General features: G+C 52.8%; 22 protein-coding genes and 1 riboswitch. Of the genes, 6 read left to right on the top strand and 16 right to left on the bottom strand.

Going from position 1 to position 23898, the window contains the following annotated elements; translation table 11 throughout:
• Positions 1-26: 26 nt before the first annotated feature.
• The gene (locus ACE41H_RS10450) at positions 27-641 is read left to right on the top strand and encodes a pyridoxamine 5'-phosphate oxidase family protein (RefSeq protein ID WP_375355169.1); all 615 of its coding nucleotides are present in this window, start codon (positions 27-29) and stop codon (positions 639-641) included.
• A 170-nt stretch (positions 642-811) separates the two neighbouring features.
• Positions 812-2110 carry an aminotransferase class I/II-fold pyridoxal phosphate-dependent enzyme gene (locus tag ACE41H_RS10445; protein WP_375355168.1) on the top strand — a complete coding sequence of 433 codons (1299 nt, stop codon included), beginning with the start codon at positions 812-814 and terminating at the stop codon, positions 2108-2110.
• Positions 2111-2183: 73 nt separating this feature from the next.
• Here ACE41H_RS10445 and ACE41H_RS10440 read toward each other — a convergent pair whose 3' ends face one another.
• From ACE41H_RS10440 to ACE41H_RS10420, 5 genes are all read right to left on the bottom strand, one after another.
• On the bottom strand, positions 2184-3398 hold the full coding sequence (locus ACE41H_RS10440; RefSeq protein ID WP_375355167.1) for an ABC transporter permease: 1215 nt from the start codon (positions 3396-3398) through the stop codon (positions 2184-2186).
• Between the two features lie 2 nt (positions 3399-3400).
• Positions 3401-4147, bottom strand: coding sequence for an ABC transporter ATP-binding protein (locus ACE41H_RS10435; RefSeq protein ID WP_375355166.1), 747 nt, complete (start codon positions 4145-4147; stop codon positions 3401-3403).
• A gap of 86 nt (positions 4148-4233) precedes the next feature.
• Positions 4234-5622 (bottom strand): DEAD/DEAH box helicase, encoded by a 1389-nt coding sequence (locus ACE41H_RS10430; RefSeq protein WP_375355165.1) that lies wholly within the window; start codon positions 5620-5622, stop codon positions 4234-4236.
• Positions 5623-5783: 161 nt separating this feature from the next.
• The gene (locus ACE41H_RS10425; protein ID WP_375355164.1) at positions 5784-6563 is read right to left on the bottom strand and encodes an SDR family NAD(P)-dependent oxidoreductase; all 780 of its coding nucleotides are present in this window, start codon (positions 6561-6563) and stop codon (positions 5784-5786) included.
• A gap of 38 nt (positions 6564-6601) precedes the next feature.
• Complete coding sequence (locus tag ACE41H_RS10420) at positions 6602-7060, bottom strand: chemotaxis protein CheX (protein ID WP_375355163.1); 459 nt, start codon at positions 7058-7060, stop codon at positions 6602-6604.
• A gap of 645 nt (positions 7061-7705) precedes the next feature.
• Between ACE41H_RS10420 and ACE41H_RS10415 the strand changes: the two genes are divergently transcribed.
• Positions 7706-8611, top strand: a complete 906-nt coding sequence (locus ACE41H_RS10415) for a LysR family transcriptional regulator (RefSeq protein ID WP_375355162.1) — start codon at positions 7706-7708, stop codon at positions 8609-8611.
• A gap of 19 nt (positions 8612-8630) precedes the next feature.
• Positions 8631-9440, top strand: coding sequence for a histidinol-phosphatase (locus tag ACE41H_RS10410; RefSeq protein ID WP_375355161.1), 810 nt, complete (start codon positions 8631-8633; stop codon positions 9438-9440).
• 178 nt (positions 9441-9618) lie between these two features.
• On the opposite strand, the gene ACE41H_RS10405 is transcribed toward ACE41H_RS10410, so the two are convergent.
• The 6 genes from ACE41H_RS10405 to ACE41H_RS10380 all read right to left on the bottom strand — a co-directional run bounded on the left by ACE41H_RS10405 (position 9619) and on the right by ACE41H_RS10380 (position 15518).
• Positions 9619-10206, bottom strand: coding sequence for a GNAT family N-acetyltransferase (locus ACE41H_RS10405; RefSeq protein ID WP_375355160.1), 588 nt, complete (start codon positions 10204-10206; stop codon positions 9619-9621).
• 28 nt (positions 10207-10234) lie between these two features.
• On the bottom strand, positions 10235-10972 hold the full coding sequence (locus ACE41H_RS10400; RefSeq protein WP_375355285.1) for a metallophosphoesterase family protein: 738 nt from the start codon (positions 10970-10972) through the stop codon (positions 10235-10237).
• Between the two features lie 60 nt (positions 10973-11032).
• Entirely contained in the window at positions 11033-11986 is a 954-nt protein-coding gene (locus tag ACE41H_RS10395) for a metallophosphoesterase (RefSeq protein ID WP_375355159.1), read from the bottom strand.
• 187 nt (positions 11987-12173) lie between these two features.
• On the bottom strand, positions 12174-12929 hold the full coding sequence (gene sdhB / locus ACE41H_RS10390) for a succinate dehydrogenase iron-sulfur subunit (RefSeq protein ID WP_375355158.1): 756 nt from the start codon (positions 12927-12929) through the stop codon (positions 12174-12176).
• A 103-nt stretch (positions 12930-13032) separates the two neighbouring features.
• A complete protein-coding gene (sdhA, locus tag ACE41H_RS10385) occupies positions 13033-14778 on the bottom strand; it encodes a succinate dehydrogenase flavoprotein subunit (RefSeq protein WP_375355157.1) in 1746 nt (581 codons plus the stop codon).
• A 71-nt stretch (positions 14779-14849) separates the two neighbouring features.
• A complete protein-coding gene (locus tag ACE41H_RS10380) occupies positions 14850-15518 on the bottom strand; it encodes a succinate dehydrogenase cytochrome b558 subunit (protein WP_375355156.1) in 669 nt (222 codons plus the stop codon).
• Positions 15519-15792: 274 nt separating this feature from the next.
• Between ACE41H_RS10380 and ACE41H_RS10375 the strand changes: the two genes are divergently transcribed.
• Entirely contained in the window at positions 15793-16698 is a 906-nt protein-coding gene (locus ACE41H_RS10375; RefSeq protein ID WP_375355155.1) for a LysR family transcriptional regulator, read from the top strand.
• 286 nt (positions 16699-16984) lie between these two features.
• Here ACE41H_RS10375 and ACE41H_RS10370 read toward each other — a convergent pair whose 3' ends face one another.
• Genes ACE41H_RS10370 through ACE41H_RS10360 form a run of 3 tightly spaced genes read right to left on the bottom strand, consistent with a single transcriptional unit; the run spans position 16985 to position 19307 of the window.
• Positions 16985-17230 (bottom strand): hypothetical protein, encoded by a 246-nt coding sequence (locus ACE41H_RS10370; protein ID WP_375355154.1) that lies wholly within the window; start codon positions 17228-17230, stop codon positions 16985-16987.
• A gap of 49 nt (positions 17231-17279) precedes the next feature.
• Entirely contained in the window at positions 17280-17945 is a 666-nt protein-coding gene (locus ACE41H_RS10365; RefSeq protein WP_375355153.1) for a potassium channel family protein, read from the bottom strand.
• Positions 17946-17963: 18 nt separating this feature from the next.
• Positions 17964-19307 (bottom strand): TrkH family potassium uptake protein, encoded by a 1344-nt coding sequence (locus ACE41H_RS10360; RefSeq protein ID WP_375355152.1) that lies wholly within the window; start codon positions 19305-19307, stop codon positions 17964-17966.
• A gap of 56 nt (positions 19308-19363) precedes the next feature.
• Positions 19364-19511, bottom strand: a riboswitch (cyclic di-AMP (ydaO/yuaA leader).
• Positions 19512-19764: 253 nt separating this feature from the next.
• Here ACE41H_RS10360 and ACE41H_RS10355 point away from each other — a divergent pair.
• Positions 19765-21459, top strand: a complete 1695-nt coding sequence (locus ACE41H_RS10355) for a CPBP family intramembrane glutamic endopeptidase (protein ID WP_375355151.1) — start codon at positions 19765-19767, stop codon at positions 21457-21459.
• Here the strand turns inward: ACE41H_RS10355 and uvrC are convergent.
• Positions 21428-23431 (bottom strand): excinuclease ABC subunit UvrC, encoded by a 2004-nt coding sequence (gene uvrC / locus ACE41H_RS10350; RefSeq protein ID WP_375355150.1) that lies wholly within the window; start codon positions 23429-23431, stop codon positions 21428-21430. The two genes, ACE41H_RS10355 and uvrC, sit on opposite strands and share 32 nt — an antisense overlap.
• A 132-nt stretch (positions 23432-23563) precedes the next feature.
• Entirely contained in the window at positions 23564-23881 is a 318-nt protein-coding gene (trxA, locus tag ACE41H_RS10345; RefSeq protein WP_375355149.1) for a thioredoxin, read from the bottom strand.
• Between the last annotated feature and the right edge of the window lie 17 nt (positions 23882-23898).

Raw genomic sequence — 23898 nt, 5'->3', positions numbered from 1 at the left:
GCCAGTTTTATGGGGAGGTTGCACACATGAGAAGAGAAGAATTTACAGTGACAGAAGAAGAGGAAATTCGCAGCTTTTTGCATGGCATGAGCTTCGGCTTTTTGGGCACGCTCGGTCCGGACGGGCGGCCACGTGTTACACCATTAAATTTTGTATACGAAGACGGCTGTTTTTACTTTCATGGCAGCTATGCCGGGGAGAAAATGAAGCATCTGCAGAGCAGCGATACCGTAAGCTTTACGGTCGCCGACGAATATGCGCTGATCCCATCCTATTTTGAAGACCCCGAAATGGCCTGTCCCGCTACGTCCTACTTCAAAAGCGTGACAGCCTCCGGACGGGCAGAAGCCGTACGCGACCTGGAGGAGAAGGCACGGATTTTCACAAGCTTCATGAGCAAGCTGCAGCCGGAGGGCGGATATGCGTCGATCGACCCGCAGGATGATCGCTACAGGGTCGCTCTTAAAGCTGTATCGCTGACCCGTATCGTCCCGGATTCCATCACCGCCAAGTTTAAATTCGGCCAAAATCTGGAGCAAGCCGACAGGGAAAGCCTGATCCGGCAGCTCGAAGAGCGCGGGCAAAACCGCGATCAGGAAACGGCGGACTTGATGCGCCAATACTGTCCTTTTCATCAATGATTCCACAGTTAACCCCGGATTTTCGCCTCCTGTTTCTCATGAGCTTTCCCGTGACTGTAACGCGGTGAAATGCTATAATGATTGGCAGCAGAAAACAGAGCGGACCGTATGATGGCGATCCCTGCGCATTCCTGCAATAACCTTACATGACTGGAAGGATGAAAACCGGGATGAATCCACTGGCTGTGCAATTAAACCAAAGTATTCAAACGAATAACGAGCATGTGTACGATATGCTTTCCCAGCTCGGCAAGGAAATTTATTTTCCGAAGGAAGGGATCTTGAGCCAGTCCGCGGAAGCGGGCAAGCTGGCCAAGAAATACAATGCTACGATCGGGATTGCTACGGAAGCAGGCGGGCCGATGCACCTTAACGTCATCCATGAAAAGCTGGCGGCCTTCAATCCGAAAGACCTGTACCCTTATGCGCCGCCTGCCGGCAAACCGGAGCTGCGCACCGCATGGCGTGAGAAGATGCTGAAGGAAAACCCTTCGCTGCACAATAAATCGTTCGGCAATCCGATTGTGACCAATGCGCTGACTCACGGCTTGAGCATCGTGGCCGATCTGTTCGCCGACGAGGGCGATGCAGTGATCTATCCGGACAAAAACTGGGAGAACTATGAGCTGACCTTCGGCATCCGCCGCCACGCCCGGCTCGTCAACTTCCCGCTGTTCACAGAGCAGATGACCTTCAACAGCCAGGGCCTGCGCGACGCTCTATTGGCACAGAAGGATGCAGGCAAGGCAATCGTCATCCTCAACTTCCCTAACAATCCTACCGGCTACACACCAGGAGCTCGCGAAGGCGAAGAAATCGTTGCCGCCGTCCGCGAGGCCGCCGAAGCCGGCATCCATGTGGTTGTTGTTACGGATGACGCCTATTTTGGCCTGTTCTTCGAGGACTCCCTGCAGGAATCGCTGTTTGGCAAATTGGCATCCATCCATCCGCGCGTGCTGGCTGTCAAAGTGGACGGCGCCACCAAAGAGGAGTATGTGTGGGGCTTCCGCGTCGGCTTCATTACCTATGCTTCGGACAGCAGCGAAGTGCTGTCAGCACTGGAGCAGAAGACGCTCGGCATTATTCGCGCCACCATTTCGAGCGGACCGCATCCGTCGCAAACTTTTGTGCTGGAAGCTCTGAAATCACCGGAATTCGAACAGCAGAAGGCGGAGAAATTCGCCGTCATGAAGGGCCGCGCCAATACGGTCAAAAAGCTGCTTGACAGCGGCAAGTATGATGATGCGTGGGACTATTACCCTTTCAACTCGGGCTACTTTATGTGCCTGAAGCTGAAGACGGTCCATGCCGAGGCGCTGCGTATCCATTTGCTGCAGCAGTACGGCGTCGGCACGATTGCCCTGGGCGAGCATGATTTGCGGGTGGCTTTTTCCTGTATTGAAGAGGATTCTCTGGAGGACTTATACAATCTTATCTATCAAGGGGTGCAGGATTTGCTGAAAGCCTAGATTCATTTAGATCCATTTAAAAAGAGGGGTGCTCCCAAGCTATGATGCCGGGAGCCCCCTCTTTCTGTTGTGCTTACTCTTCATCCGCATTCCTGGCCCATTTCTTCGCCTGCATCCTGCGCTGCAGCAAAATCAGCAACAGGCCTGCCGCCAGAGAAAGCCATACGGAAGACCATCGGCCAGCTCCACCGACCAGCAACGGCAGCCATAGAACGACCGCTGCCGGAAGCATGATCTGCATGTAAAAGTGAAGGAAGGCATTTCCGCGGGCGCTCTCCGGGATCGGATACAGCTGCAGCCACAGGGAATCCCGATGCGAACGCCGCAGGGCGGCAAGCTGTACGCCGATTAGAAATACGAACAGCAGATATACAGCGCTGCCCGCCCAGCCCCCGCTCAGTATCCAGATCAGCAGCAACCCCAGAATCATCAGCCGGATCACGATGCCCGCTGGCTCTGTACGGGCAAAGGTCTTCACCAGCAGGTAGCGGTAAGCCGCCTCCCGGCTCCATGGAATACGGCTGCCGAGCCAGGCCAGCCAGGGCCGCCGCGTCACCCGCTGCGTCCAGGCCGGCACGTCCACGAACCAGGAGAGGGTACGCATGACGCGTCCCGCCTGTGCCTGCTCCACCCGGATCAGATGCTCCCACGGGACTTTATGCTTGGTTGGCAGGCGCAGAACGACGTAATACAACGCCGCCGCCAGCAGGATGAACGGCAGGCTGCGCAGGGGTGGCTGCCATAGCCAGGCACCGATGGTCAGGACGGCAAGCACCCAGCGCAGCAGCCGGTAAACACCGGCCGTGCTCCGCGAAGCCATATGCAGCTCCTGCCAGCCCCCATAGCTGAACAGCAGCTTCAACAGCACCAGCAGGAGTACGAACGGCAAGAGCGGACGCGCCGCCTCATCACTGCGGATATACAACGGCCACAGCAGCATGAACAGAAGCAGCATGCCGATGATTTTATACACCACTCCGCTGATTCTTGTGCCACTGAAATATACGTGCAGCCGATATTCCTGCGGACGCAAAAACACGATATCCGCGTCATTCAGGTACGTGCGGAAGCTGCTCCAGGCTGCGGGCACCGCGAGCAGCAGCATAATCCACCGGATGGGCAGGTCCGGCGGAAGGTGAAGGATCAAGGAAGTATACCAGGCTGCAAAGGTGATCAAGAAGGCCATGAACAAAACCGCCAGACCGCTTTGCATAACGTAGCCGAGATACGGAAGCACCTGCCCCCAGAATACGGCCCGCCTTTGCCTGCGCAGTGCTTTCAAATCCATGCTTAATCCCTGTCCTGAACGAGAGAATAAAATACTTCTTCGAGGGGAATGCCCGGTTTCCCCGCCTGTGCCCTGACCTCATCAAGCGTGCCCTGTGCGATGACGGCTCCCCGGTGAAGCACAATGAAACGGTCGCAATAATTTTCGATAGTGGATAAAATGTGTGAGCTCAGCAGAATCGAAGAGCCGGAGCGTTTGATCTCCAGCATAAAATCAAGCAGCGAGCGAATACCGAGCGGATCAAGGCCCAGAAACGGCTCGTCAATAATATACAGTGGCGGCCCTGCCAAAAAAGCGCACATAATCATTACCTTCTGCCTCATGCCTTTGGACAGGTGCATCGATAGACTGCCGCTTTTCTCCTGCATACGGAACAGGTCCAGCAAATGCTCTGTTCTGGACTGAAAATCCGCCTCGCTTATTCCGTAAGCCCTGGCCGTGAATTCAAGATGCTCCATCACGGTCAGCTCGGAGTATAGCTCAGGCGACTCGGGAACAAACGCGATCGCTCCCTGGTATTGTTCAGGGTTTTCCTCTCTCGTATGCCCGTTTACGCGGATTTCACCGCGCTGCGGAGTCATCAGCCCCAGAATATGCTTCATCGTTGTGCTCTTGCCAGCTCCATTCAGGCCGATAAGACCGATCATTTCGCCAGGCTGCACCTCCAGCGAAATATCGTGCAGCACTGGTCGCTTCGCACTGTATCCGCCCGTCAGTCCGCCAATTTGCAGAACAGGATTCTTCTGCATTGCTTCCCCTTCTTTCCGTCCGGCGATCCGCCTCTGCGGCGGTTCCACCGGATATCCATTGTTTACCGATATTGCTCAGACCGCTATTACTCAGGCTTCTGGCCCTTTTCCTTCAGCCATTTTGGAGCCCCTTTGTTCTTCCGGTCACGCTCCCGGTCGCTTTTGCTTTTGAGCCCGTTCTGAGTCTGCCCGCCTTTACGCGCGGGAGGACGAGCCTGCTTCCTGCCGCTGTCCGCAGCGGCAGGGCGGGATTCTTCCTTCATTCCCCTGCCCCCAGCAGGAGCACCAGGACGGGATGCTTCCGCCTTTGGCTTGGCCGGTGCCGTTCTACGCACGCCCGTCTGTCCCGGCTCGATCACCATTCCATTTTGCAGCATACGCTCGCGGATATCCTCCCCGATATCACGGGAGAATTTGTTCATAATGAAGCGCTCCCGGTCGGTGATAATGGAGATGACCGTGCCCTTACGGCCCATTCTTCCTGTGCGGCCAGCGCGATGCACGTAATGCTCCGAATCCGGGGCAGGATCGAATTGAATGACCATATCCAGCCCTTCGATATCCAGTCCACGCGCGGCCACATCCGTCGCCACCAGCAGTTTGAGCTTGTCCGCGCGGAATTGGGACAGAACCGTGGCACGGGTTACTTTATCCGCGTCGCCATACAGAGCGGCTGTCTTCAGCCCGACATGATTCAACTTGGCTTCCAGCTCCCCGATGGTGTCGGTCATATTAACAAACACGATTGCCTTGCGCGGATTATAGGTTCGTACAATACGGCGCAGCATATCCGCCTTATCCCGCTCCTCGCAGACAAAATAGTAATGTTCAAGGCCAGCCGCCGTTACTCGCTCCGGCTCAATGCCGACCGCGGCCGCATTCTTCATCTCGCGGCTAGCCATCGCGCGAATATCCTCGTTGATGGTAGCCGACAGGAATACTAGCTGCCGGTCGCGCAGCGCGCTGTTGATGATCTGATTCACTTCCCCGGCATCGCCAAGCTGAAAAATCTGATCCACTTCATCCACTACAATGGTCGAGATGTTGTGCATCTTCAGCTTTTTCAGGGCAATCAGTTCCCGTACGCGGCCCGGCGTTCCCACCACCAGCCGCGGGTGCTCGCGCAGCTTTTCAATCTGCCGCTTCACAGCCGCTCCGCCGATCAGGCCGAGTACCCCCATGTCGCTGTCCATATAACACTGTGCTTCACGAACGATCTGCATGGCCAGCTCCTGACTGGGGGCAAGCACCAGTTTCTGCGTGGCTTTCAGCTCTGGCTCTATGCTTTGCAAAATCGGCAGCAGATAAGCCAGCGTTTTGCCCGTGCCGGTCTGGGAGCGAGCGATGACATCCTTTCCTTCCAGGATCAGCGGAATAGTCTCCTGCTGGACGGGAGACGGCTCCTCAATACCGTGCTCCGCCAGTTTGGCGGCAAGAACGCCGGATACACCCAGTGCTGCAAAATTAAATTTCATGAACAAGTCCAACCCCTATACGTAAATTCAAACGGATCTGTCTATATGTTACTTTCCGATATCCATTATATGCGAATACACGCCATTCACCAAATGCAGCCAAACACAAAAAGCCGAGAACAGAGATACTTATTTCTGTTCTCGACCTTTAGCCCTACTCACTACTTACGGTTCATCATCTTGTACGTCAGCCTGTCGGCCAGCCGTGGGAACAAATGGTACAGCCTGATTCCGGCCGCAGCCAAATATGGAAGATTGACCTCTTCCTTGTGCTTCTCCATGGCAAGGATGATATGCTTCGCCACTCTTTCCGGTTTCATCATGAACCAGCGGATGCTGCCGACATACCCTCCGGATGGATCCGCCATCTCAAAGAACGGCGTGTCAATCGGTCCCGGATTGATCGCCGAAACGACGACGCCTGTCCCGCGCAGCTCCTGCCGGAGGGCATTGCTGAGACCGAGCAGCGCATGCTTGGTGGCCGTATAGGACGCAGACTTCGCTGTCCCGATTTTGCCCGCTATGGAAGCTACGTTCACAATCTGTCCGGACCTGCGCTCCAGCATGGCAGGCAAAACCGCCTTGATACAGCGCACAGCCCCCATGTAATTGACGTCCATCATGTTCTCAAACTCGGAGGTGTTCATCTCTGTCATCCGTTCAAACTTTCCATAACCCGCGTTATTCAGCAGAATATCGATTCGGCCATATCGGCTTAGCACAAGCTTGACGACGCGGGTGATCTGCTCGTTTTCCGTTACATCCAGTGCAAACCATTCATGATTGCCCTTCAAGCTTGCAGACAGTTGCTGCAGCCTGTCCTCAGAGCGGGCAGTCAGGATCGGAATCGCTCCTCTTTCGGCCAGCATGCCGGCGCATAGAGCTCCCAGGCCACTCGAAGCGCCTGTAATAAAAACAACTTTGCCTTCCAGGCTGCTCATGGCTATCCCCTTTTCAAAAGAAAAGTCTTCTTTCCATTTTAAGAGATCATGACTTGAATATCCAGTTCACCAACCCCGTCGATCATTAATGGAATGCTCAAAGCCTTGGCGGTTCCCAATGTGGTCATATGGGCGGACTTCAAAACCTGCGGCGGTGTAATGTCCACTGTGACGCCCTGGTTGGATAAAATGGTGCTTGCATTGCCGCTGATCATGTTGCCCAATTCGGATATGGCGCTCTGCCCCATCTCATCCATTTCTGTCAATACAAAGCCGCCCATCATCAGGGAGACAATACGCAGCGCGACCTGTTCATGCAAACCAAACATCACGTTGCCGCTCATCTGTCCGGTCATGCCGATCATGATCCAGATATGGTCGTCAATCAGCTCTACATTTTTGACAGCCAGATTTCCCGTTGAGGGAGATACTTGAATCAGTTGTTCAATAACATTCCGCGCAGATTCCAGAAACGGATTGATTACTTCAGCCTTCACGATATCCTTGGCCCCTTTTCAATGGGTTTTTAGTCACACTTCCAAAGTCCTAAAATAGTTAGGAATATTATACTTTAGTTTTGAAAATAAAAACATATATTTGAGTTTGATCAGATAAAAGAAAGCTTCAGCTCCACTGAAAACTCACACTTTCTTGAATCTAAAAATAAGCCGTATAACCTTCTTCATGCTTTATCGTCAAATCTCTGCCGTTTTGTTATAGCAGGCACTGTTTTTTTGTGATAAACGTCCTATTCACAGCACATATTTCTTTATCCATCCGCTAAAAATAGGTCTTTAGTCTATGGATGAATTGTCATAATCCAGCCAGGTTCAATCAAGAGGATTGCATTGCTCTGATGCCAGGAATCCCCTATAATTTAAGGAATATAGAGAAAACGAATGCGGCATAGACTGCTTTATCCCGTGAAAGAGTGTGTTCAAAAAGTCAGGTTTTCAGCACCGAGAAGGTTGGATGAAGCCGGGACTGAGGAGCGGAGCGTACTGGGGTACGTGAGCACCGGAAGGCCCGGCTGAATTCAAGATTCGATGTCGAGTCCGCTTCCTGACTTCCTTCGTGATCAAAAGATGACTTTTTGAACTACTCTTAAGGATTGACCGAAACAGAGAGGAGGGAGTGTCCATATGAACATCAGTCAACTGGAGACTTTAATTACGATATCCAAAACGATGAGCTTCCGGAAAGCGGGAGAACTGCTGAACTTGACACAGCCTGCCGTGTCCGCGCAAATTAAAAGCCTTGAAGATGAATTCAAAACCATACTGGTGGACCGCAATCAGCCTGTGACGCTGACCGACCGCGGCAAGGTGTTCCTTGAGCATGCCGAACGGATTCTCGATGTGGTGGAAGAACTCCGTCAGAAGCTATCCGATTTGAACGAGACGCCGCAGGGACACATCGTGCTCGGGACGACTACTTCCATTGCCATTCAGATTTTGCCGCGTGTGCTTTCCTACTTTCAGGACCAGTTTCCGCTGATCAAAACGTCGATACAATCCATGGCTTCCTCTGCGATCTACCAGCAGGTCGAGAATGGGATGATCGACGTTGGAATCGGGTATCTGATCGAACGCAATCCAAATCTGAGCACCTCAGTGCTTTATTATGATACCTTCGAGCTGGTTGTCTCGCCCAGTCATCCCCTTGCTTCCCATGCCTCTTCGGCCACAATGGAATCGCTGCGGGAAATCCCGTTGATCCTGCTTTCCCCTGACACCGTGGGACGCCGATTCGTGGATGATGTATTCAAGAAACACGGGATTGAACCGCATGTTGTGATGGAATTGTCCAGCAGTGAAGAGGTCAAGAGGATGGTGGAAATCAATCTCGGAGCTGCGATTATTTCCAAACAATCCGTCAGCTCCGAAATCCGGGCGGGAACGCTGAAAATCATTCCGATTAGCGAGCTGGAGGTCAGCCACCCCGTCGGTGTCATTTATAAAATGAGCCGCTACCTGAACTCGGCCATGCGGCAGTTTATCAGCGACCTGAAGGGTATGCCGGAAACCCATTTTATCAGTTCCGAATGAAACAGGAGGCACATAGCTTATGAAATTCGATCTGCATACCCATCACTTTCGCTGCGGCCATGCTGACGGCAATATCCGTGATTATATCGAGGCCGGGATCCAGGCAGGTCTGCAGGTCATCGGCATTTCCGATCACTCCCCTTTCCTTTGCAGTGAGGAAGATCAGGCTTTCCCGCAAATCTATATGGCCAAATCCCAGCTTGCGGAGTACGTGCAGGAAGTGCTGGAGCTAAAAAAAGAGTACGAGGGACGGATTGATGTTCTGCTCGGGCTGGAGACGGATTATTTTCCCGAATATGTGGAGCTGTACCGCTCCACCCTGGCCAAGTACCCCTTTGATTACCTGATCGGTTCCGTACATAATATCGAAGGGGTCAGCATCTTCAACAAAAACCGCTGGAAAAATCTCACCAAGGCACAGAAAGTCGCCGTAAAAGAAGGTTATTATGAGCTGATCGCCCAATCGGCGCGCAGCGGCATGTTTCAAATTCTCGGCCATATTGACGCCATGAAAGGGAACTATCCTCTTTTCTCGGAAATTGCGGCAGTTGAAGCCGTGGATGGGACACTGAAGATAATCGCCGAATGCGGGGTGGCCATCGAGATCAACACCTCGGGTAAAAGCAAGCTCGTCGGCGGCTGGTACCCGTCCGATGCCATTCTTGAGCGGGCACTCCATTACGGAGTGGAGGTCACCTTTGGCTCAGATGCGCATATTCCGTCCCGTGTCGGCGATGAATGGGAGCTGGTTCGCACCCGTCTGCGGGAAATCGGCTATACAGAGTGGGTCTATTATAAAGAGAAGAAGAAAAAAACAGTACCTTTGTAAGAAAAACGTCTATCGATCTGCATTCAAAGGAGCCAGACCGCGTTTAACAAACAAAAAAAGGAGACCCGTTCGCCGGGTCCCAACAGCATATATATTATTCAAAAGGGGGTCATGTTTGTATTGTACCCCTTTTCTGTTAGGATTTTTTTACATCCATGTTTCATTTATGTAACAAAATCTAGTTTTTCTTATGAAGAACATCCGTAGCAAAATAGACTTCAGATGTCAACTCATACACGAGCACACCATGCCCGTCGTCCTGCAGACCCGGCATTCCGATTCTGCGGATGCAGCGAAAACCGTTCTTAAGCAACACCTTGGCGGATGCGTCATTACGTTCATGACAGCGCCCCTCAATCCGCTGCAGCCCAAGGCTCTCCATCCCGAAAGAAAGCAGGCCTGCAGCAGCCTCTGCCGCGAAGCCCCGTCCCCAGCATGCCGGATCAAGCAGGTAACCGATCTGAGCCTCCCCCTTCTTCTCATGCCAATGCTGAAACGAAACAAGCCCTGCCATCCGCCCCATGTCGTGCGGAATGATCGCATAGTGAATGGAATCCAGCGTTGCAGAGCCGGATTGAATTTGCCGGAATAGCCGGCCTGCCCGTTCAACAGGCGGTCTGCGATTCCGGTTCATATACCTTATGACGTCCGGCAGCGACAGGAGCGCCCGCAGCGGCTGATAGTCCTCCACGCCCAGCGGCCGCAGCTTTACACGTTCCGTGTGAAGCTTGGGCAGCCCGCCGAGCAGGTTTTGCCTTGTCAGCATGTTCCTCCTCCTTCGCAGTGCTCCAGGCTTAATCCTGAAGCCCTCTGTAGATAGCTGTCCTCAATTCGCGGACATAATAATCGAGTGAAGGGACTCCGGCTTTCTCCGCTTGGGCAACAGCCCTCTCGATGTCGTAAGGGACCCGTACGAACTGAATGGAGAACGGTGCGTTCTCCTTGCTTCCGGGCACGCCTTCCAATATGCAATACGACGCCTGCGTCAAATCCAGGGGATTGCCTACGCTTCCTGTATTAAAGAGCGTCTTCCCGTGGAGATGCTGCAGAAAAGCATTGTGCACATCACCATATCCGACGACGTCCGGTTCAAACCTTTCATCCCCTGTTTCGCCAGGAAGCGGATCGAACATGGCCAGCCGTTTCTCCGCCGGGTCCCAGGGCTGTACCCGATGGTATACGCTTTGCGGCGACGCATGCAGTAGCCTGATCCGTCTTCCGCTCATCACCAAGTCATGATGGAAGGGAAGTCCTGCAAGATAAGCGACACGCTCGAAGCCGAGACGCTGTGCATGCCAGGTGAAATTGTCATCTTCATGTTTGGTTCCGACCAACTCGTCCCAATTGCCGCGGACGACGACCTCGCACCGGCTGCGCACCTGATCCGTCACTTCCACCGGGTTCGGCCCTTTACCCACCAGATCTCCGAGACAAATGATGCGGCTTATCCCCCTGGCATCAATATCCTTCACGACGGCATTCCAGGCCTCCAAATTCCCGTGTATATCCGAAACCACCGCTATCCGTTCCATCCTCATCATTCCCTTTCTCAGCCTATGCCCGGCTTCCGCCGAGCAGGGCGGCGCTTATGATCAGAGTGCCGTTCTCAAGGTTATAAGCGAAACTTCAGGCCGGCATAACACGCGGATCGGCAGATGTGTCATCCCGACCCCTCTGCTGACATAAAGCGGCATGGCATCCGCTCCGACCCTGTACAACCCATGGACGTACTTGCGGCCGCCGGGCGGTGGCAGCACAGCCCCAAACAGCGGGATTCTGACCTGCCCTCCATGGGTGTGGCCCGAGAGCTGTATATCAAATCCGTAACTGACCGCCGTATCGGCATAATCCGGCTCATGCATGAGCAACAGCTTGAACATACCGTCAGGCAGCCCCTGCAGTGCCGCCTCAGGGTCAGGAGTGCTGAGGAAAATATCCTCCAGCCCCACAACCGCGATGCTTTGTCCGTCTTTATGAATGACATGATGCTCATTTTTCAGCAGGGTGAAGCCTGTCTTTTTATATAAAGCCTCCACCCCTTCCGGAATTCCGCGATAATCATGATTGCCGAGAATGACGAATTTGCCTAAGGGTGCATGCAGGGAATTCAAAATCGGCACCGAACTGGCCATGGACTCGGCATAATCGTCAACGATGTCTCCCGTGAAACAGATCATATCCGGTTTCATTCCGCTGATCACGGATGCAATATGCTGCATATCATTTTCATCCTTAAAGAAGCCCAGATGCATGTCGCTGAAATGGAACACCCGCATATCATTAAAGCTGGCCGGGAGCCTGGGCAATTGGAGCGTAAACTGCGTAATCTCCAAATTGCCCGGCTCCCACACCGCTGCATAACCTCCGGCCACAGCGGCTGTTCCCACTGCTGCGGCAGCAGCCTTCTTCAGAAAGCTGCGCCGGGATATCCGCATCTGCTGCACCGGCTCCGTGCCTGAAGCAGCCCTGTCGTTGTCACGCAGCGACAGAGCCGTATCTTCCTTATCATCCGCAACCGGACGATGAATATGCTGACTTTTACCCATCGTTCGTCCGTCACTCCAATCCCGTCAATCCTCTTCTCTCTCTGTTTTATTCTTGTTGTATATTTTAGCATAATTGTACTTGAACAGGCCAAACAGAGTCTGTGATGCATTCCCATCTGAAATAAAACAACCGCTCCCCGGTTGAATACCGAGAAACGGTTGTCGCTTAAAAGTGCCTTTTTAGTTTTTATACGGTTAACCAACGCTTGAACATACGCTTTGTCGTTTCCTTGTTCATTTCCGCGATCGAGGTCGTCAGCGGTATGCCCTTCGGGCAGGAGCGCACGCAGTTCTGCGAGTTGCCGCAGCCCTCAATTCCATCGTCCTCCATCAGTGCGTCCAGACGCTCATCCTTGTTCATCTCGCCGGTAGGGTGGCTGTTGAACAGGCGCACCTGGGAAATAGCGGCAGGCCCGATAAAATTCGTTTTCTCATTGACGTTCGGACAAGCCTCGACACAGACACCGCAGGTCATACATTTGGACAGCTCATACGCCCACTGGCGCTTCGTCTCGGCCATGCGCGGTCCTGGGCCGAGATCATAGGTTCCGTCGATGGGAATCCATGCTTTCACCTTCTTGAGCGCTCTGAACATACGGCTACGGTCAATAACCAGATCCCGCACGACAGGGAAGGTGCTCATCGGAGCGACGGTAATCGGTTGCTCCAGCTTGTCGACCAGAGCGGCACAGGCCTGGCGGGGCTTGCCGTTAATAACCATCGAGCAGGCGCCGCACACCTCCTCAAGGCAGTTCGACTCCCAGCAGACCGGAGCCGTGTTGGATCCCCCGCTGTTGACCGGATTGCGCTGAATTTCCTGCAGCGCGCTGATGACGTTCATGCCCGGACGATACGGCAATTCAAATTCTTCCTTGTACGGTGCCGATTCCGGTGTGTCCTGGCGGGTAATGATAAATTTCACCATTTTGGTCACTGTGGACATCGCTTCTTCATCCTTTCTCTCCGGCCCCGCCTTCCCTCACGGAGCGGGCAGAGCCGGGCAGCTTGGCTGCTGTATTCAAAACAGGTATTTACAAGCTCAGCACTTATTTATTCTTGGAGTAATCGCGGATCCGTGGCGCGATCAGCGACACATCAACAGGATCATAGGAAATTTTCGGTCCGTCAGGCGTCCAGGTTGCAATGGTCGTTCTGAGGAAACCCGCGTCATTACGGTCCGGATAATCCGGTTTGTAATGTGCGCCGCGGCTTTCGTTGCGCAGCAGCGCGCCCTTGGTCATCGCTTCGGCCAGCTCCAGCATGTTCCAGAGCTGACGCGTGAAGGCCGCGCCCGAGTTGTTCCAGCGCGAAGCATCGTTAATATTGATTTTGGTGTAGCGTTCCTTCAATTCCTTGATTTTGTTGATCGTCGCTTCCAGCTTGTCATTGTAGCGCACAACCGTCATATTGTTGGTCATCCACTCGCCAAGCTCTTTATGGATAACATAAGCGTTTTCGTTGCCATCGTTGCGCAGAATTTTTTCGTATTTCTCCGTCTGTCTTGTTTTGTAACCTTCAAATACGGAGGAAGAAACGTCCTGGGCCGATTTCTTCAGACCTTTGATGTACTCTACCGCTTTGGGACCCGCAACCATGCCGCCAAAGATGGCAGACAGAAGAGAGTTCGCCCCCAGACGGTTTGCGCCGTGATATTGGTACTCACATTCGCCTGCGGCGAACAGTCCCGGGATGTTGGTCATCTGGTTGTAGTCAACCCACATGCCGCCCATGGAGTAGTGAACCGCCGGGAATATTCTCATCGGAAGCTTGCGCGGGTCGTCCCCTACGAATTTTTCATAGATTTCGATAATACCGCCGAGCTTGACGTCCAGTTCCTTCGGGTCCTTGTGGGACAGATCCAGATACACCATGTTCTCGCCGTTGATGCCCAGCCCCTCGTCCACGCAGACACTGAAGATCTCGCGGGTAGCGATATCGCGGGGCACAAGGTTGCCGTAGGCAGGATACTTCTCCTCAAGGAAGTACCATGGCTTGCCGTCCTTGTAGGTCCAGATCCGTCCGCCCTCGCCGCGCGCGGATTCGGACATCAGCCGCAGCTTGTCATCACCCGGAATGGCCGTCGGATGAATCTGAATGAACTCGCCGTTCGCATAGCGCACGCCCTGCTGGTATACCGCCCCGGCGGCTGTACCCGTGTTGATGACAGAGTTCGTTGTTTTGCCGAAAATAATGCCGGGTCCGCCAGACGCAAGAATAACCGCATCCGCCGCAAACGTCTGCACTTCCATCGTCTTCAGATCCTGGGCCACGATACCGCGGCAAATTCCTTCGTCATCAACAACAGCCTGCAGAAACTCGGCGTTCTCATACTTTGTAACCAGACCAGCCGATTCCCAGCGGCGGACTTGCTCGTCCAGGGCGTACAGCAGCTGCTGTCCAGTCGTCGCGCCCGCAAACGCCGTACGGTGATGCTGTGTACCCCCGAAGCGGCGGAAATCCAGCAGACCCTCGGGCGTGCGGTTGAACATTACGCCCATACGGTCCATCAAATGAATGATACCGGGTGCGGCTTCGCACATTGCTTTTACCGGCGGCTGATTGGCGAGGAAGTCTCCGCCGTATACCGTATCGTCAAAATGGATCCAAGGGGAGTCGCCCTCCCCTTTCGTATTTACCGCTCCGTTAATGCCGCCCTGTGCGCAAACGGAGTGCGAACGTTTTACCGGAACCAATGAAAACAGATCTACGTGAACCCCTGCCTCAGCCGCTTTGATGGTCGCCATCAGGCCGGCCAGGCCGCCGCCCACGATAATGATATTGGTTGCTGCCATGAATGCTCACTCCTTCTTGAATAATGCATGGGTATAAGACTCGGGGCGCTTTGGTCCCCCGGAAACGGAACTTAAACTTTCAAGGCCCCAATCCACTGCGCAAGTGCCGTTGCCTCCTGGAATTCAGCCCCGCGGAATGCAAAGAGCGTTGCAATAAACATAATCGACATGATGGCAAAAATGCTCATGCAGATATAGGAGGACACACGCTGCGCACGCGGTCCGACCGTAATGCCCCAGCTTACGAAAAAGGACCAGAGACCGTTGGCAAAATGGTAGGATACAGCTACGACACTGATCAGGTAAAGAACAAAGAACAGTGGATTGGTCACAATGTTGTGCATCAATCCGCCAAGCTCTTTATGCGTTACATTGCCGAGCGCAACCTGAAAGCGTGTATCGTACACGTGCCAGATGATAAATACAAAAGCGATGATTCCCGTAATGCGCTGCAGGAGATATCTCCAGTTCCGCTCGTATCCGTAATTATTGACGTTCGGCTTGGCCTGATACGCAATATACAAACCATAAATGCCGTGAAACAGCAGCGGCAGATAAATGAGGAAGATCTCCAGCACTAATACGAGCGGCAGGCCGTTCAGGAATGCCACGCTCCGGTTAAAGCCTTCCTTGCCGCCTTCCACAGCCGAAAAGTTGGTGATCAAATGCTCAACAAAAAACAGACCGAGCGGAATGACACCGAGCAGCGAGTGAATCTTGCGGGAATAATACCCTTTCATACGTTGTGTACCCCTTTCCAATAACAGCGTTTTCATATGATATATTCATAATGACAGCTCCCGACGGGAGGACGCGACAAAGTGTTCCATACATTTACACATCCAAATTTGAACAACTTGTGTCGCTTACATGTTACTCCTTTTTATCTTATAATGGAATTGCAATATATTTATTAAATGTTATACCTTTTATGCATATGCCACATGAAAGCCCGTTAGCACCCTTCTGATCCGGTCATACCGCCGAAAATTCAGCAGAAAGGAACCCTATTTCATGTTTGAAGAAATGAACGCCTATGCCGTCGTAGTTGAGCAATCCAGCCTGAATAAAGCTTCAAAGCTGTTAAATTTGTCACAGCCTGCCTTGTCCCGTAAAATCGCCAAGCTCGAAGAGGAGTTGGGGGTCAAGCTGTTCAACCGCCGCGGAAAGCGCCTGGAGCTGACTTCTCCCGGCCGGTTCGTATATACCTTTGCCCTGGAGCAGCGGCAGCGGCAAATCCGCTTCCTGCAAAAGCTGTCCCAGTATAAAAACGAAGGCGGGACCGAGCTGACACTCGGGGCGAGCCTTACAACGATTCAAACAACCCTGCCCACGCTGGTGGAGGCCTTCATGAACAAACATCCGCACACCGAGCTCAAGCTGCTGACAGGCAAGACACATGAGATCGTCGGTTTTGTGCGGGACAAGAAGGCTGATGCTGGCATTGTTGGCTCTGCCATTGAAGAACCGGGCCTGAGCTGTATCCCCCTGTTTGATGACCATCTGGAACTGGTCGTTCCGGCCGGCCATCCGTTGACTGCACAAAGCGGCATGATCGGGATGGCCGATCTGCAGAGCCTGCCGATGATCACCTTCTCCAAAGGCACCTGGTACAGGCGGCTGACCGACGAATTGTTCCAACTGAGCGGAATCATGCCCGATATCCGCATGGAAATCGACTCCTTTGAGGCGATCGTCCGGCTGCTGCCGACCTGCAAGGCCGCCGCGCTGCTGCCGAAGTCTTATCTGCGTTCCGAGCTGCTGCTGGATAACGGCCTGGTGGCGCTCTATATTCCGGAGCTGAAGGAGACCCGGCGTACGACCTGCCTCATCTATTCCGAAACCGCCGAGCATGGTCCGGCGGCCAGACAATGGATCGGGGAAACCCGCGCCTCCTTTGCCGGCTACCGGATGGTGTGAGGTAAAGAGGGGGTTCCGAGACGCTCCGAAAACGAAGCATTCCTCCGATCGCTGTTGACCCTTCGGGCCAAAGGCGATCGCTGCGCTTCTCCGGAATTGCTTCGTTTTCTCCGCTGGTATCGTGCATACCCCTCTTACAAGAAAAGTAAGAAGAAAGGCCAAGGTCAGGGAAGACTCCCTTTGTCCTTGACCTTGTTTCCTATTTCTAATTCTTCATTAGCAGTCTGAGCAAAGTCGATGCTTTTAGGGAGCTTGTTATGGGTACTGTCAAATTTTGATCCTAGTCCTACCGGCGCTTTGGCAGCTTTTCGTTTCCCCGCTTAAAATTTCCTGTGACCTTGGCCATAATCAACTGTTCTTCTTGGCTGACGTTGGCATTGGCGATTCGCTGCAGGAATTTTTCGCTATCTTTTCCTTGCAAGATCATCACTTGTCTGCCTTGCCAGTATAGAATCACTTTTTGGTCCTTCGTGCTGCGGTAGGAAAATACCTCTTCCTCCAACCGGCCTCGTTTATCGATATTATTATCCAAGCTATTCCCACTTATTTTTTAATTAACACTTACAAAATGAGCAGAATGATTACTGATTAACCACTTCTTCCTCGAACCGGCCGATGTTATCATTTGTACCGATGATGACCATGATGTCATCACGGTGCACCTTATCCATGGCCGTCGGCGCAATCAGCACCCCGTTGCTGGTGTGAATGGCCACGATGCTGCAGCCGAAACGGGTCCGTGTATTCAGCTCAGACAGCGTTTTGCCGTTCAGGCATGCCGGCACATTCAGTTCCGCAATGGTGTAGTCCTTGGAAAGCTGCAGATAATCAAGCAAATTGGGGGTAACCAGCTGGTGAGCGACCCGTATGCCCATATCCCGCTCCGGATATACGATACGGTCCACCCCCAGCTTTTCCAGCGCCCTTCCGTGCAGCTTGGAGATCGCTTTGGCCACCACGGTCTTGATGCCCAGTTCCTTCAATAGAATAGTAGCGAGAATGCTCATTTGGATGTCGTCCCCGATGGCCACGATGCCGCAATCCATATTGCGGACCCCGATGGAACGGAGCAGTTGCTCATCGGTTGCATCACCGGCCACCGCATGGGTCAGATGCTCGCTCATTTCCTCAACGACATCTTCATCCCTATCGATGCCAAGCACCTCGTATCCCATTTCCATAAGCTGCAATCCCAGGCTGGAGCCAAAGCGTCCCAAACCGATAATCACGAACTGCTGAATCTTCATTGTTGATCTGTAACTCCCTTATCCAATAATCATTTTGCCTTCAGGGTGACGGTAAAGCTCTTTGTTCTGTTTTTTGCCCAAAGCATATGCGAGCGTGATCGGTCCGAGCCTGCCCGCAAACATCGTGAAGCTAATCAATATTTTGCCGATCACCGACAAATCGGGCGTCAGCCCCATGGAAAGCCCGACTGTTCCGAATGCAGAGGTCGTTTCGAACAGAATCATCAGAAAATGACGATCCTCTGTAGTCGTCAAGATCATCGTAACAGCTATCACGAGAAAAAGGGCGAGCAGTGTAATCGTGAGTGCTTTCAAAATACGATCCTGAGCCAGACGGTAACGGTAAATCACGATATCTTCCCTTCCGCGAATCATGGACACAACGGCTCCAGCCATGATCGTAAAGGTCGTCGTTTTGATGCCGCCCCCCGTTGAGCCTGGAGACGCGCCGATAAACATCAATATAATAATGAAAAACTGCGTGGCCTGACGGAGTCCCGCAATATCCAGCGTATTGGCGCCCGCCGTACGGGGCGTAACCGACTGGAACAACGATCCCAGGATTTTGCCTGACCAGGGAAGGCTGGCAAGCGTCTTCGGATTGGTGAATTCAAAGACGAAAATAACGAGCGCTCCTGCAATAATAAGAATAGCCGTCATCGTAAGCACGACTTTGGTATGCAGGGACAGCTTTCTTTTCTTGCGGTATTCCACCAGATCCGACATGACCACAAAACCGATACCGCCGGTAACGATCAAAAACATGGCTGTAAAGTTGACAACCGGATCGTTGACGTATAACGTCAGGCTGCGGAAATCGCCGAACAGGTCAAAACCCGCATTGTTGAACATCGAAATGGCATGCCACACCCCGAAATAAATAGCTCTGCCTACAGGCATGTCAAAGGACCAACGGACCGCGAACACTACGGCACACACTGCTTCTATGGTTAGCGAGTACAACAGCACCTTGCGGATCAGGGCGACAATACCCTCCATGGAGGTTTGATTCATCGCTTCTTGAAGAATCAGCCGCTCCTTCAGCGAAATTCTGCGTTTGAACACAAGAGCCAGCAAGGTAGCCATTGTCATGAAGCCAAGGCCTCCGATCTGAATTAACAGCGCGATGACGACCTGACCGAATACCGTGAAATGCGTGCCTGTATCCACAACGACCAGACCGGTCACACAAGTAGCCGACGTCGCTGTGAACAAAGCGTCAATAAAAGGCAGCGGCACCCCCGACGTATTGGAGATTGGCAGCATAAGCAGTCCTGCACCGAGCAAAATAATAAGGGCAAAACCGCTCACGAGAATGCGCGGAGGGGAAAGGCGCAGCCATTTCAATTTGGGAATTATCATTATACACCTCTAGAAAAAGTCATTAAAAAAAGACACCGGAAAACCAAGTGCCTGACCAGGTTCCTGCCTGCAGCCTACGAGGTTAGCTGACGGATTCGGGCCGCAGAAATCGCCCTATTCAGACCCGGCCCATGACCAGATGCGAAATTCACCCCAATTAAATGGTTCCCCCGTATTCATAACGAAATTCGGCTTGTATGCAATTGCAAACAAATTATAAACCTTCTCCTTGTACATCACAAAAGATGCTTTTCATGAAAAAGGCTCAAATAACGCCAATTCAGAGCAAAAGAAGCGTTCCAGCTCTCATGAATCCTACATTATTGTATTCTTTCATCTTTTTCATCGCATTTACACACGTTTATGAAGCGATGGCGGTCCTTTCATCCCCTTCCTGCAAAGGAAGGGAACTTCTCACGGAAAGATGTTAAAATGGTCCATATGAAGGAGGTATTAGATGAATCCCATAGGAAAACCGGTTAAATTAACCGCTGATTTCAAGAAGCTGAGCATCCTGGGCATCATCGGCCTCGCCGTGTTTCTGCTGCTGCAGGTGCTGCTGCCGGTTCTCGCATCCTTAAGCCAGAATCAGCCAGGGGAGGCAATCAGCAAACAGAAGGCTGTAGAGCGCGCAGAAGGCTTTGCCAAGTCCGTTTTGGGTTTTAAAGAGTCGGCAGGGGGAATGCCCGCTCCCGCCTATGAAGCACATTCCGAACTGTACGGGTATCTTTCCAAAGAGCAGCTTATCCCCGAATACAATCGGAAGTGGGGCGGGAAGTATCCTTACGAATTTTACCGGGTCAGCCTTCCCGACCCGGCGCAGGACCGCACCGTCATGGTTGATGTCGGTCTGCAGACGGGGAAGCCTGCCGGTTTTATTATTCAAAACGGGGACGGATTTTATAACAACACCGAGGCTCTTCCTGACGGTGAAACCCGGAGCGGACTGCTGCGGGCATACGAAGAAGGTATGCCGCTTGCAGATAAAAAGGCTTTGGCTGCCCCTTTGCTGAAGCAAATGGGGTATAACACGGAAAATCTAACCGCTGAGACCAGGGAAGGTGAACCCGGACTTACCTATTCGGACGAAGGAAGCAAGATCGGGGATGCTATGCTTCAGGTCAGACTGACGTTTGAAAACGGGGGTGTCCGCTCTCTGGAGTCCTCCTTTGCCGTTCCTTCTTCCCATACGGAATATGTCGATCAACAGACGAAGCTTGCCAACCTTTTGTACTATATCGGCTACATGCTGTTTTCCTTTGTGCTCGGTGTGCTTGCCGTGGTGTACAGCAGCTTGACCCGACGTCATACCTCGTTTACCCGCGGTATTATTCTGAGCTTCGTTTATTTTGCCATTTCGGTGCTGACTCTGCTCAACATGATGCCTTATTTGCAAGCCCAATCCGCCAATAGCGACATCCTGATCTTCGGCATCGGTCTGCAAATCATCTTTAATCTGATGATGGGAGTTATCATTTACTTCTCCTTTGTAGGAGGCAACGGGCTTTGGAAAACAGCAGGACTCAACCCGTGGCCGCGTGCAAAGGAGCCCGGATATGGAGTGTATGTGCTGCGCAGCATGGGCGCCGGATATGTGTGGGCTTTCATCCTGCTTGGGGTTCAGTCCGTCATCTTTGTCATTCTCAACCTGCTGATCGGCAGCTGGTCCACCATCGATGAAACGCAGTCGCCGTATAATATGACCTACGCCTGGCTGCTGCCGATCATGGCCTGGATGGCGGGAATCGGGGAAGAAGCGCTTTACAGGCTGTTCGGCATCCCGATGCTGAGAAAGATCGTGCGCAGCACGCTGGCCGCCAGCGCCCTCAGCTCACTGATCTGGGCGTTCGGACATACCCTGTACCCGATTTATCCTGTCATCACCCGTCCGATTGAACTGCTGTTCCTCGGGCTGCTGTTCAGCTTTATTTTCCTTAAATACGGCTTCATTACCGCCATGTTCAGTCATGTCATATTTGACAGCATTCTGATGGGCATCAGCCTGATGTCGATGGGAGATGTCGTCAACATCGCCGTAGGAGCCATCGGGATGGTGCTGCCGGCTGTAGTCGGCTATGTAGTGTATCTCTTCAACCCTACTAAAAAAGAGAAGCCGTTTATTACGACTCCTCATCCTGAAGGGCAGCTATAATTTGTGTGGCGAGCTTGTCGCCGATCGAGAGAGGCCGGAAATCTTCAACACTGGCCTCTTTTATTTTTTTAATGGAGCCGAAATGCTTAAGCAGCAGTTTGCGCCGTTTTTCCCCAATGCCCGGAATTGAATCCAGTCTGGAGGTCACCATGGACTTGCCGCGCTGCTCCCTGTGAAACGTAATGGCGAAGCGGTGAACCTCTTCCTGGATGCGCTGCAGCAGGTAAAACTCCTCACTGTTGCGCGGAAGCGCCACCGTCTCCGGCGGATCGCCGACGAGCAGCTGGGACGTCTTATGCTTGGCATCCTTGACGAGACCGCATACCGGGATGAACAGCCCCAGCTCGTTCTGCAGCACATCCACCGCAGCCGAAATCTGGCCGCGCCCGCCGTCCACCACAATGAGATCGGGCATCTCCAGATTTTCCTTCAGCACCCGTTCATAACGGCGGCGGATGACCTCGCGCATCGTTTCATAATCATCCGGTCCCTGTACAGAGCGGATTTTGTACTTGCGGTATTCCTTCTTGGCCGGTTTGCCATCGATAAACACGATCATCGCGGATACCGGGTTGGCCCCTTGAATGTTGGAGTTATCAAACGCCTCCACGCGGTGCAGGCTCTCCAGGCCGATGGCGCGACCCAGATTATCCGCCGCCTTGGACGTTCTTTCCTCATCCCTGGCGATCAGGCGGAACTTCTCATCCAGCGCGACCCGGGCGTTCTCCGTCGCCATGCTGACCATCTGACGCTTCAACCCTCGCCGCGGAAGCAGCACCTTGATCTCAAGCCATTGCTGCAGCGCGGCTGCCGCCGTATGGGGTTCCTCCAGGCCGCCACCTGCCGATAACTGCGGGTCTTCCTCGCCCTGCTGCCCTTTTTCCATCAGAGAGTTCTCACCGGCGGTGTAGACAGCAGCAGACTCCGCCGCCCGGTCCGCCTGCTGCAGATCCGCTCCTGTCACATTCTGCTCTTCCCCGGAGGCAGAGCCCTCCACAGATGGCGCGTCAGGCAGCAGAATTTCCTGCGGCAGCGCCGGATTATCACTGTAGTATTGGGTCACGTAAGAAATAAAGTCATTGTACGGCTCACCATAGAACGGGAAGGTCGACATGTGACGTTCGATCATTTTACCTTTGCGGACGTACAAAATCTGCACACACATCCAGCCTTTGTCTACGGCAAAGCCGAACACGTCGCGATCCTTCGTATCGGCCGTTGTAATCTTCTGCTTCTCCATCAAGGCCTCAATGCTGATAATCTGATCCCGTAGCTCCTTCGCACGCTCGAAGTAGAGCTCCTCCGCCGCTTCCTGCATTTTGCGCTGCAGTTCCTTCTTGATCTCCTCATGCCCTCCGCTGAGAAATGAGCTGATTTCCTCTCTGATCTGCTGGTACGTCTCCTGGCTCACTTCGTACTCACACGGACCAAGGCATTGGTTCATGTGATAATACAGGCATACCTCCTTGGGCATGGCCCCGCATTTGCGCAGGGGATACATCCGGTCCAGCAGCTTCTTCGTCTGATGGGCCGCATAAGCATTGGGATAAGGCCCGAAATATTTTGCTTTATCTTTAAGCACCCGCCGCGTAACCTCCAGGCGCGGATGCGGTTCATTCGTAATTTTGAGGTAAGGAAATGTTTTGTCATCCTTCAGCAGCACGTTGTAGCGCGGCTGGTATTTCTTGATCAGATTGCATTCAAGAATAAGGGCTTCCATGTTACTGGCAGTGACAATGTATTCAAAATCGCGGATTTCGGAGACAAGGCGCTGCGTTTTTCCGTTATGGCTGCCGCGAAAGTAAGACCGCACCCGGTTCTTCAAAACTTTGGCCTTACCCACATAGATGATGGTGCCTTCCCGATTCTTCATCAGGTAACAGCCCGATGAGTCCGGAAGCAGCGCCAGTTTGTTATTGATGTTCTCCAACGCCTTCTCCTGCTCCCGCAGGGCATCCGTATAGGATTCCATTCTCCCGGTCTCTCCTCCCATGATGGTCTTATTCTACTATAGAATACGAAAAAACGCCCCCGGTTAACACCGGAGGCATGAATCAGACCCTAAAGCAGCAGAGGTCGATGCCGACCCCGGATACGGGTGCTGTTACTGATGCTTGCTGATTATGCTTTTCAGCGCTTCTTTGGAATTCAGACCTACCACTTTGTCAACAGGCTGGCCGTCTTTGAAGAAGATCAGGGTTGGAATGCTCATCACGCCGAAACGGGAAGCAGACTCCGGATTTTCGTCCACGTTCACTTTAGCGATTTTTACGTCGTCGCCAACTTCTGCGGACAGCTCTTCCAGAATCGGAGCAATCATTTTGCAAGGTCCGCACCATGGAGCCCAGAAATCAACAAGAACCGTTCCTTGACCTTCAACTTCTGTATTGAAAGATTGATCAGACACATTCACAATAGCCATTACAAATTCCTCCTTAT

Source organism: Paenibacillus enshidis (assembly GCF_042136365.1).
Taxonomy (GTDB): Bacteria; Bacillota; Bacilli; order Paenibacillales; family Paenibacillaceae; genus Paenibacillus; species Paenibacillus enshidis.
Note: the sequence above shows the minus strand (reverse complement) of the source record. Positions and strands in the feature narration are given on the sequence as shown.

Excerpts from the sequence above, each read along its gene's own strand:
- ACE41H_RS10450 (WP_375355169.1), top strand. The coding sequence starts at position 27 with ATGAGAAGAGAAGAATTTACAGTGACAGAAGAAGAGGAAATTCGCAGC.
- ACE41H_RS10445 (WP_375355168.1), top strand. The coding sequence starts at position 812 with ATGAATCCACTGGCTGTGCAATTAAACCAAAGTATTCAAACGAATAAC.
- ACE41H_RS10440 (WP_375355167.1), bottom strand. The coding sequence starts at position 3,398 with ATGGATTTGAAAGCACTGCGCAGGCAAAGGCGGGCCGTATTCTGGGGG.
- ACE41H_RS10435 (WP_375355166.1), bottom strand. The coding sequence starts at position 4,147 with ATGCAGAAGAATCCTGTTCTGCAAATTGGCGGACTGACGGGCGGATAC.
- ACE41H_RS10430 (WP_375355165.1), bottom strand. The coding sequence starts at position 5,622 with ATGAAATTTAATTTTGCAGCACTGGGTGTATCCGGCGTTCTTGCCGCC.
- ACE41H_RS10425 (WP_375355164.1), bottom strand. The coding sequence starts at position 6,563 with ATGAGCAGCCTGGAAGGCAAAGTTGTTTTTATTACAGGCGCTTCGAGT.
- ACE41H_RS10415 (WP_375355162.1), top strand. The coding sequence starts at position 7,706 with ATGAACATCAGTCAACTGGAGACTTTAATTACGATATCCAAAACGATG.
- ACE41H_RS10410 (WP_375355161.1), top strand. The coding sequence starts at position 8,631 with ATGAAATTCGATCTGCATACCCATCACTTTCGCTGCGGCCATGCTGAC.
- ACE41H_RS10405 (WP_375355160.1), bottom strand. The coding sequence starts at position 10,206 with ATGCTGACAAGGCAAAACCTGCTCGGCGGGCTGCCCAAGCTTCACACG.
- ACE41H_RS10400 (WP_375355285.1), bottom strand. The coding sequence starts at position 10,972 with ATGGAACGGATAGCGGTGGTTTCGGATATACACGGGAATTTGGAGGCC.
- ACE41H_RS10395 (WP_375355159.1), bottom strand. The coding sequence starts at position 11,986 with ATGGGTAAAAGTCAGCATATTCATCGTCCGGTTGCGGATGATAAGGAA.
- sdhB (WP_375355158.1), bottom strand. The coding sequence starts at position 12,929 with ATGTCCACAGTGACCAAAATGGTGAAATTTATCATTACCCGCCAGGAC.
- sdhA (WP_375355157.1), bottom strand. The coding sequence starts at position 14,778 with ATGGCAGCAACCAATATCATTATCGTGGGCGGCGGCCTGGCCGGCCTG.
- ACE41H_RS10380 (WP_375355156.1), bottom strand. The coding sequence starts at position 15,518 with ATGAAAGGGTATTATTCCCGCAAGATTCACTCGCTGCTCGGTGTCATT.
- ACE41H_RS10375 (WP_375355155.1), top strand. The coding sequence starts at position 15,793 with ATGTTTGAAGAAATGAACGCCTATGCCGTCGTAGTTGAGCAATCCAGC.
- ACE41H_RS10365 (WP_375355153.1), bottom strand. The coding sequence starts at position 17,945 with ATGAAGATTCAGCAGTTCGTGATTATCGGTTTGGGACGCTTTGGCTCC.
- ACE41H_RS10360 (WP_375355152.1), bottom strand. The coding sequence starts at position 19,307 with ATGATAATTCCCAAATTGAAATGGCTGCGCCTTTCCCCTCCGCGCATT.
- ACE41H_RS10355 (WP_375355151.1), top strand. The coding sequence starts at position 19,765 with ATGAATCCCATAGGAAAACCGGTTAAATTAACCGCTGATTTCAAGAAG.
- uvrC (WP_375355150.1), bottom strand. The coding sequence starts at position 23,431 with ATGGAATCCTATACGGATGCCCTGCGGGAGCAGGAGAAGGCGTTGGAG.
- trxA (WP_375355149.1), bottom strand. The coding sequence starts at position 23,881 with ATGGCTATTGTGAATGTGTCTGATCAATCTTTCAATACAGAAGTTGAA.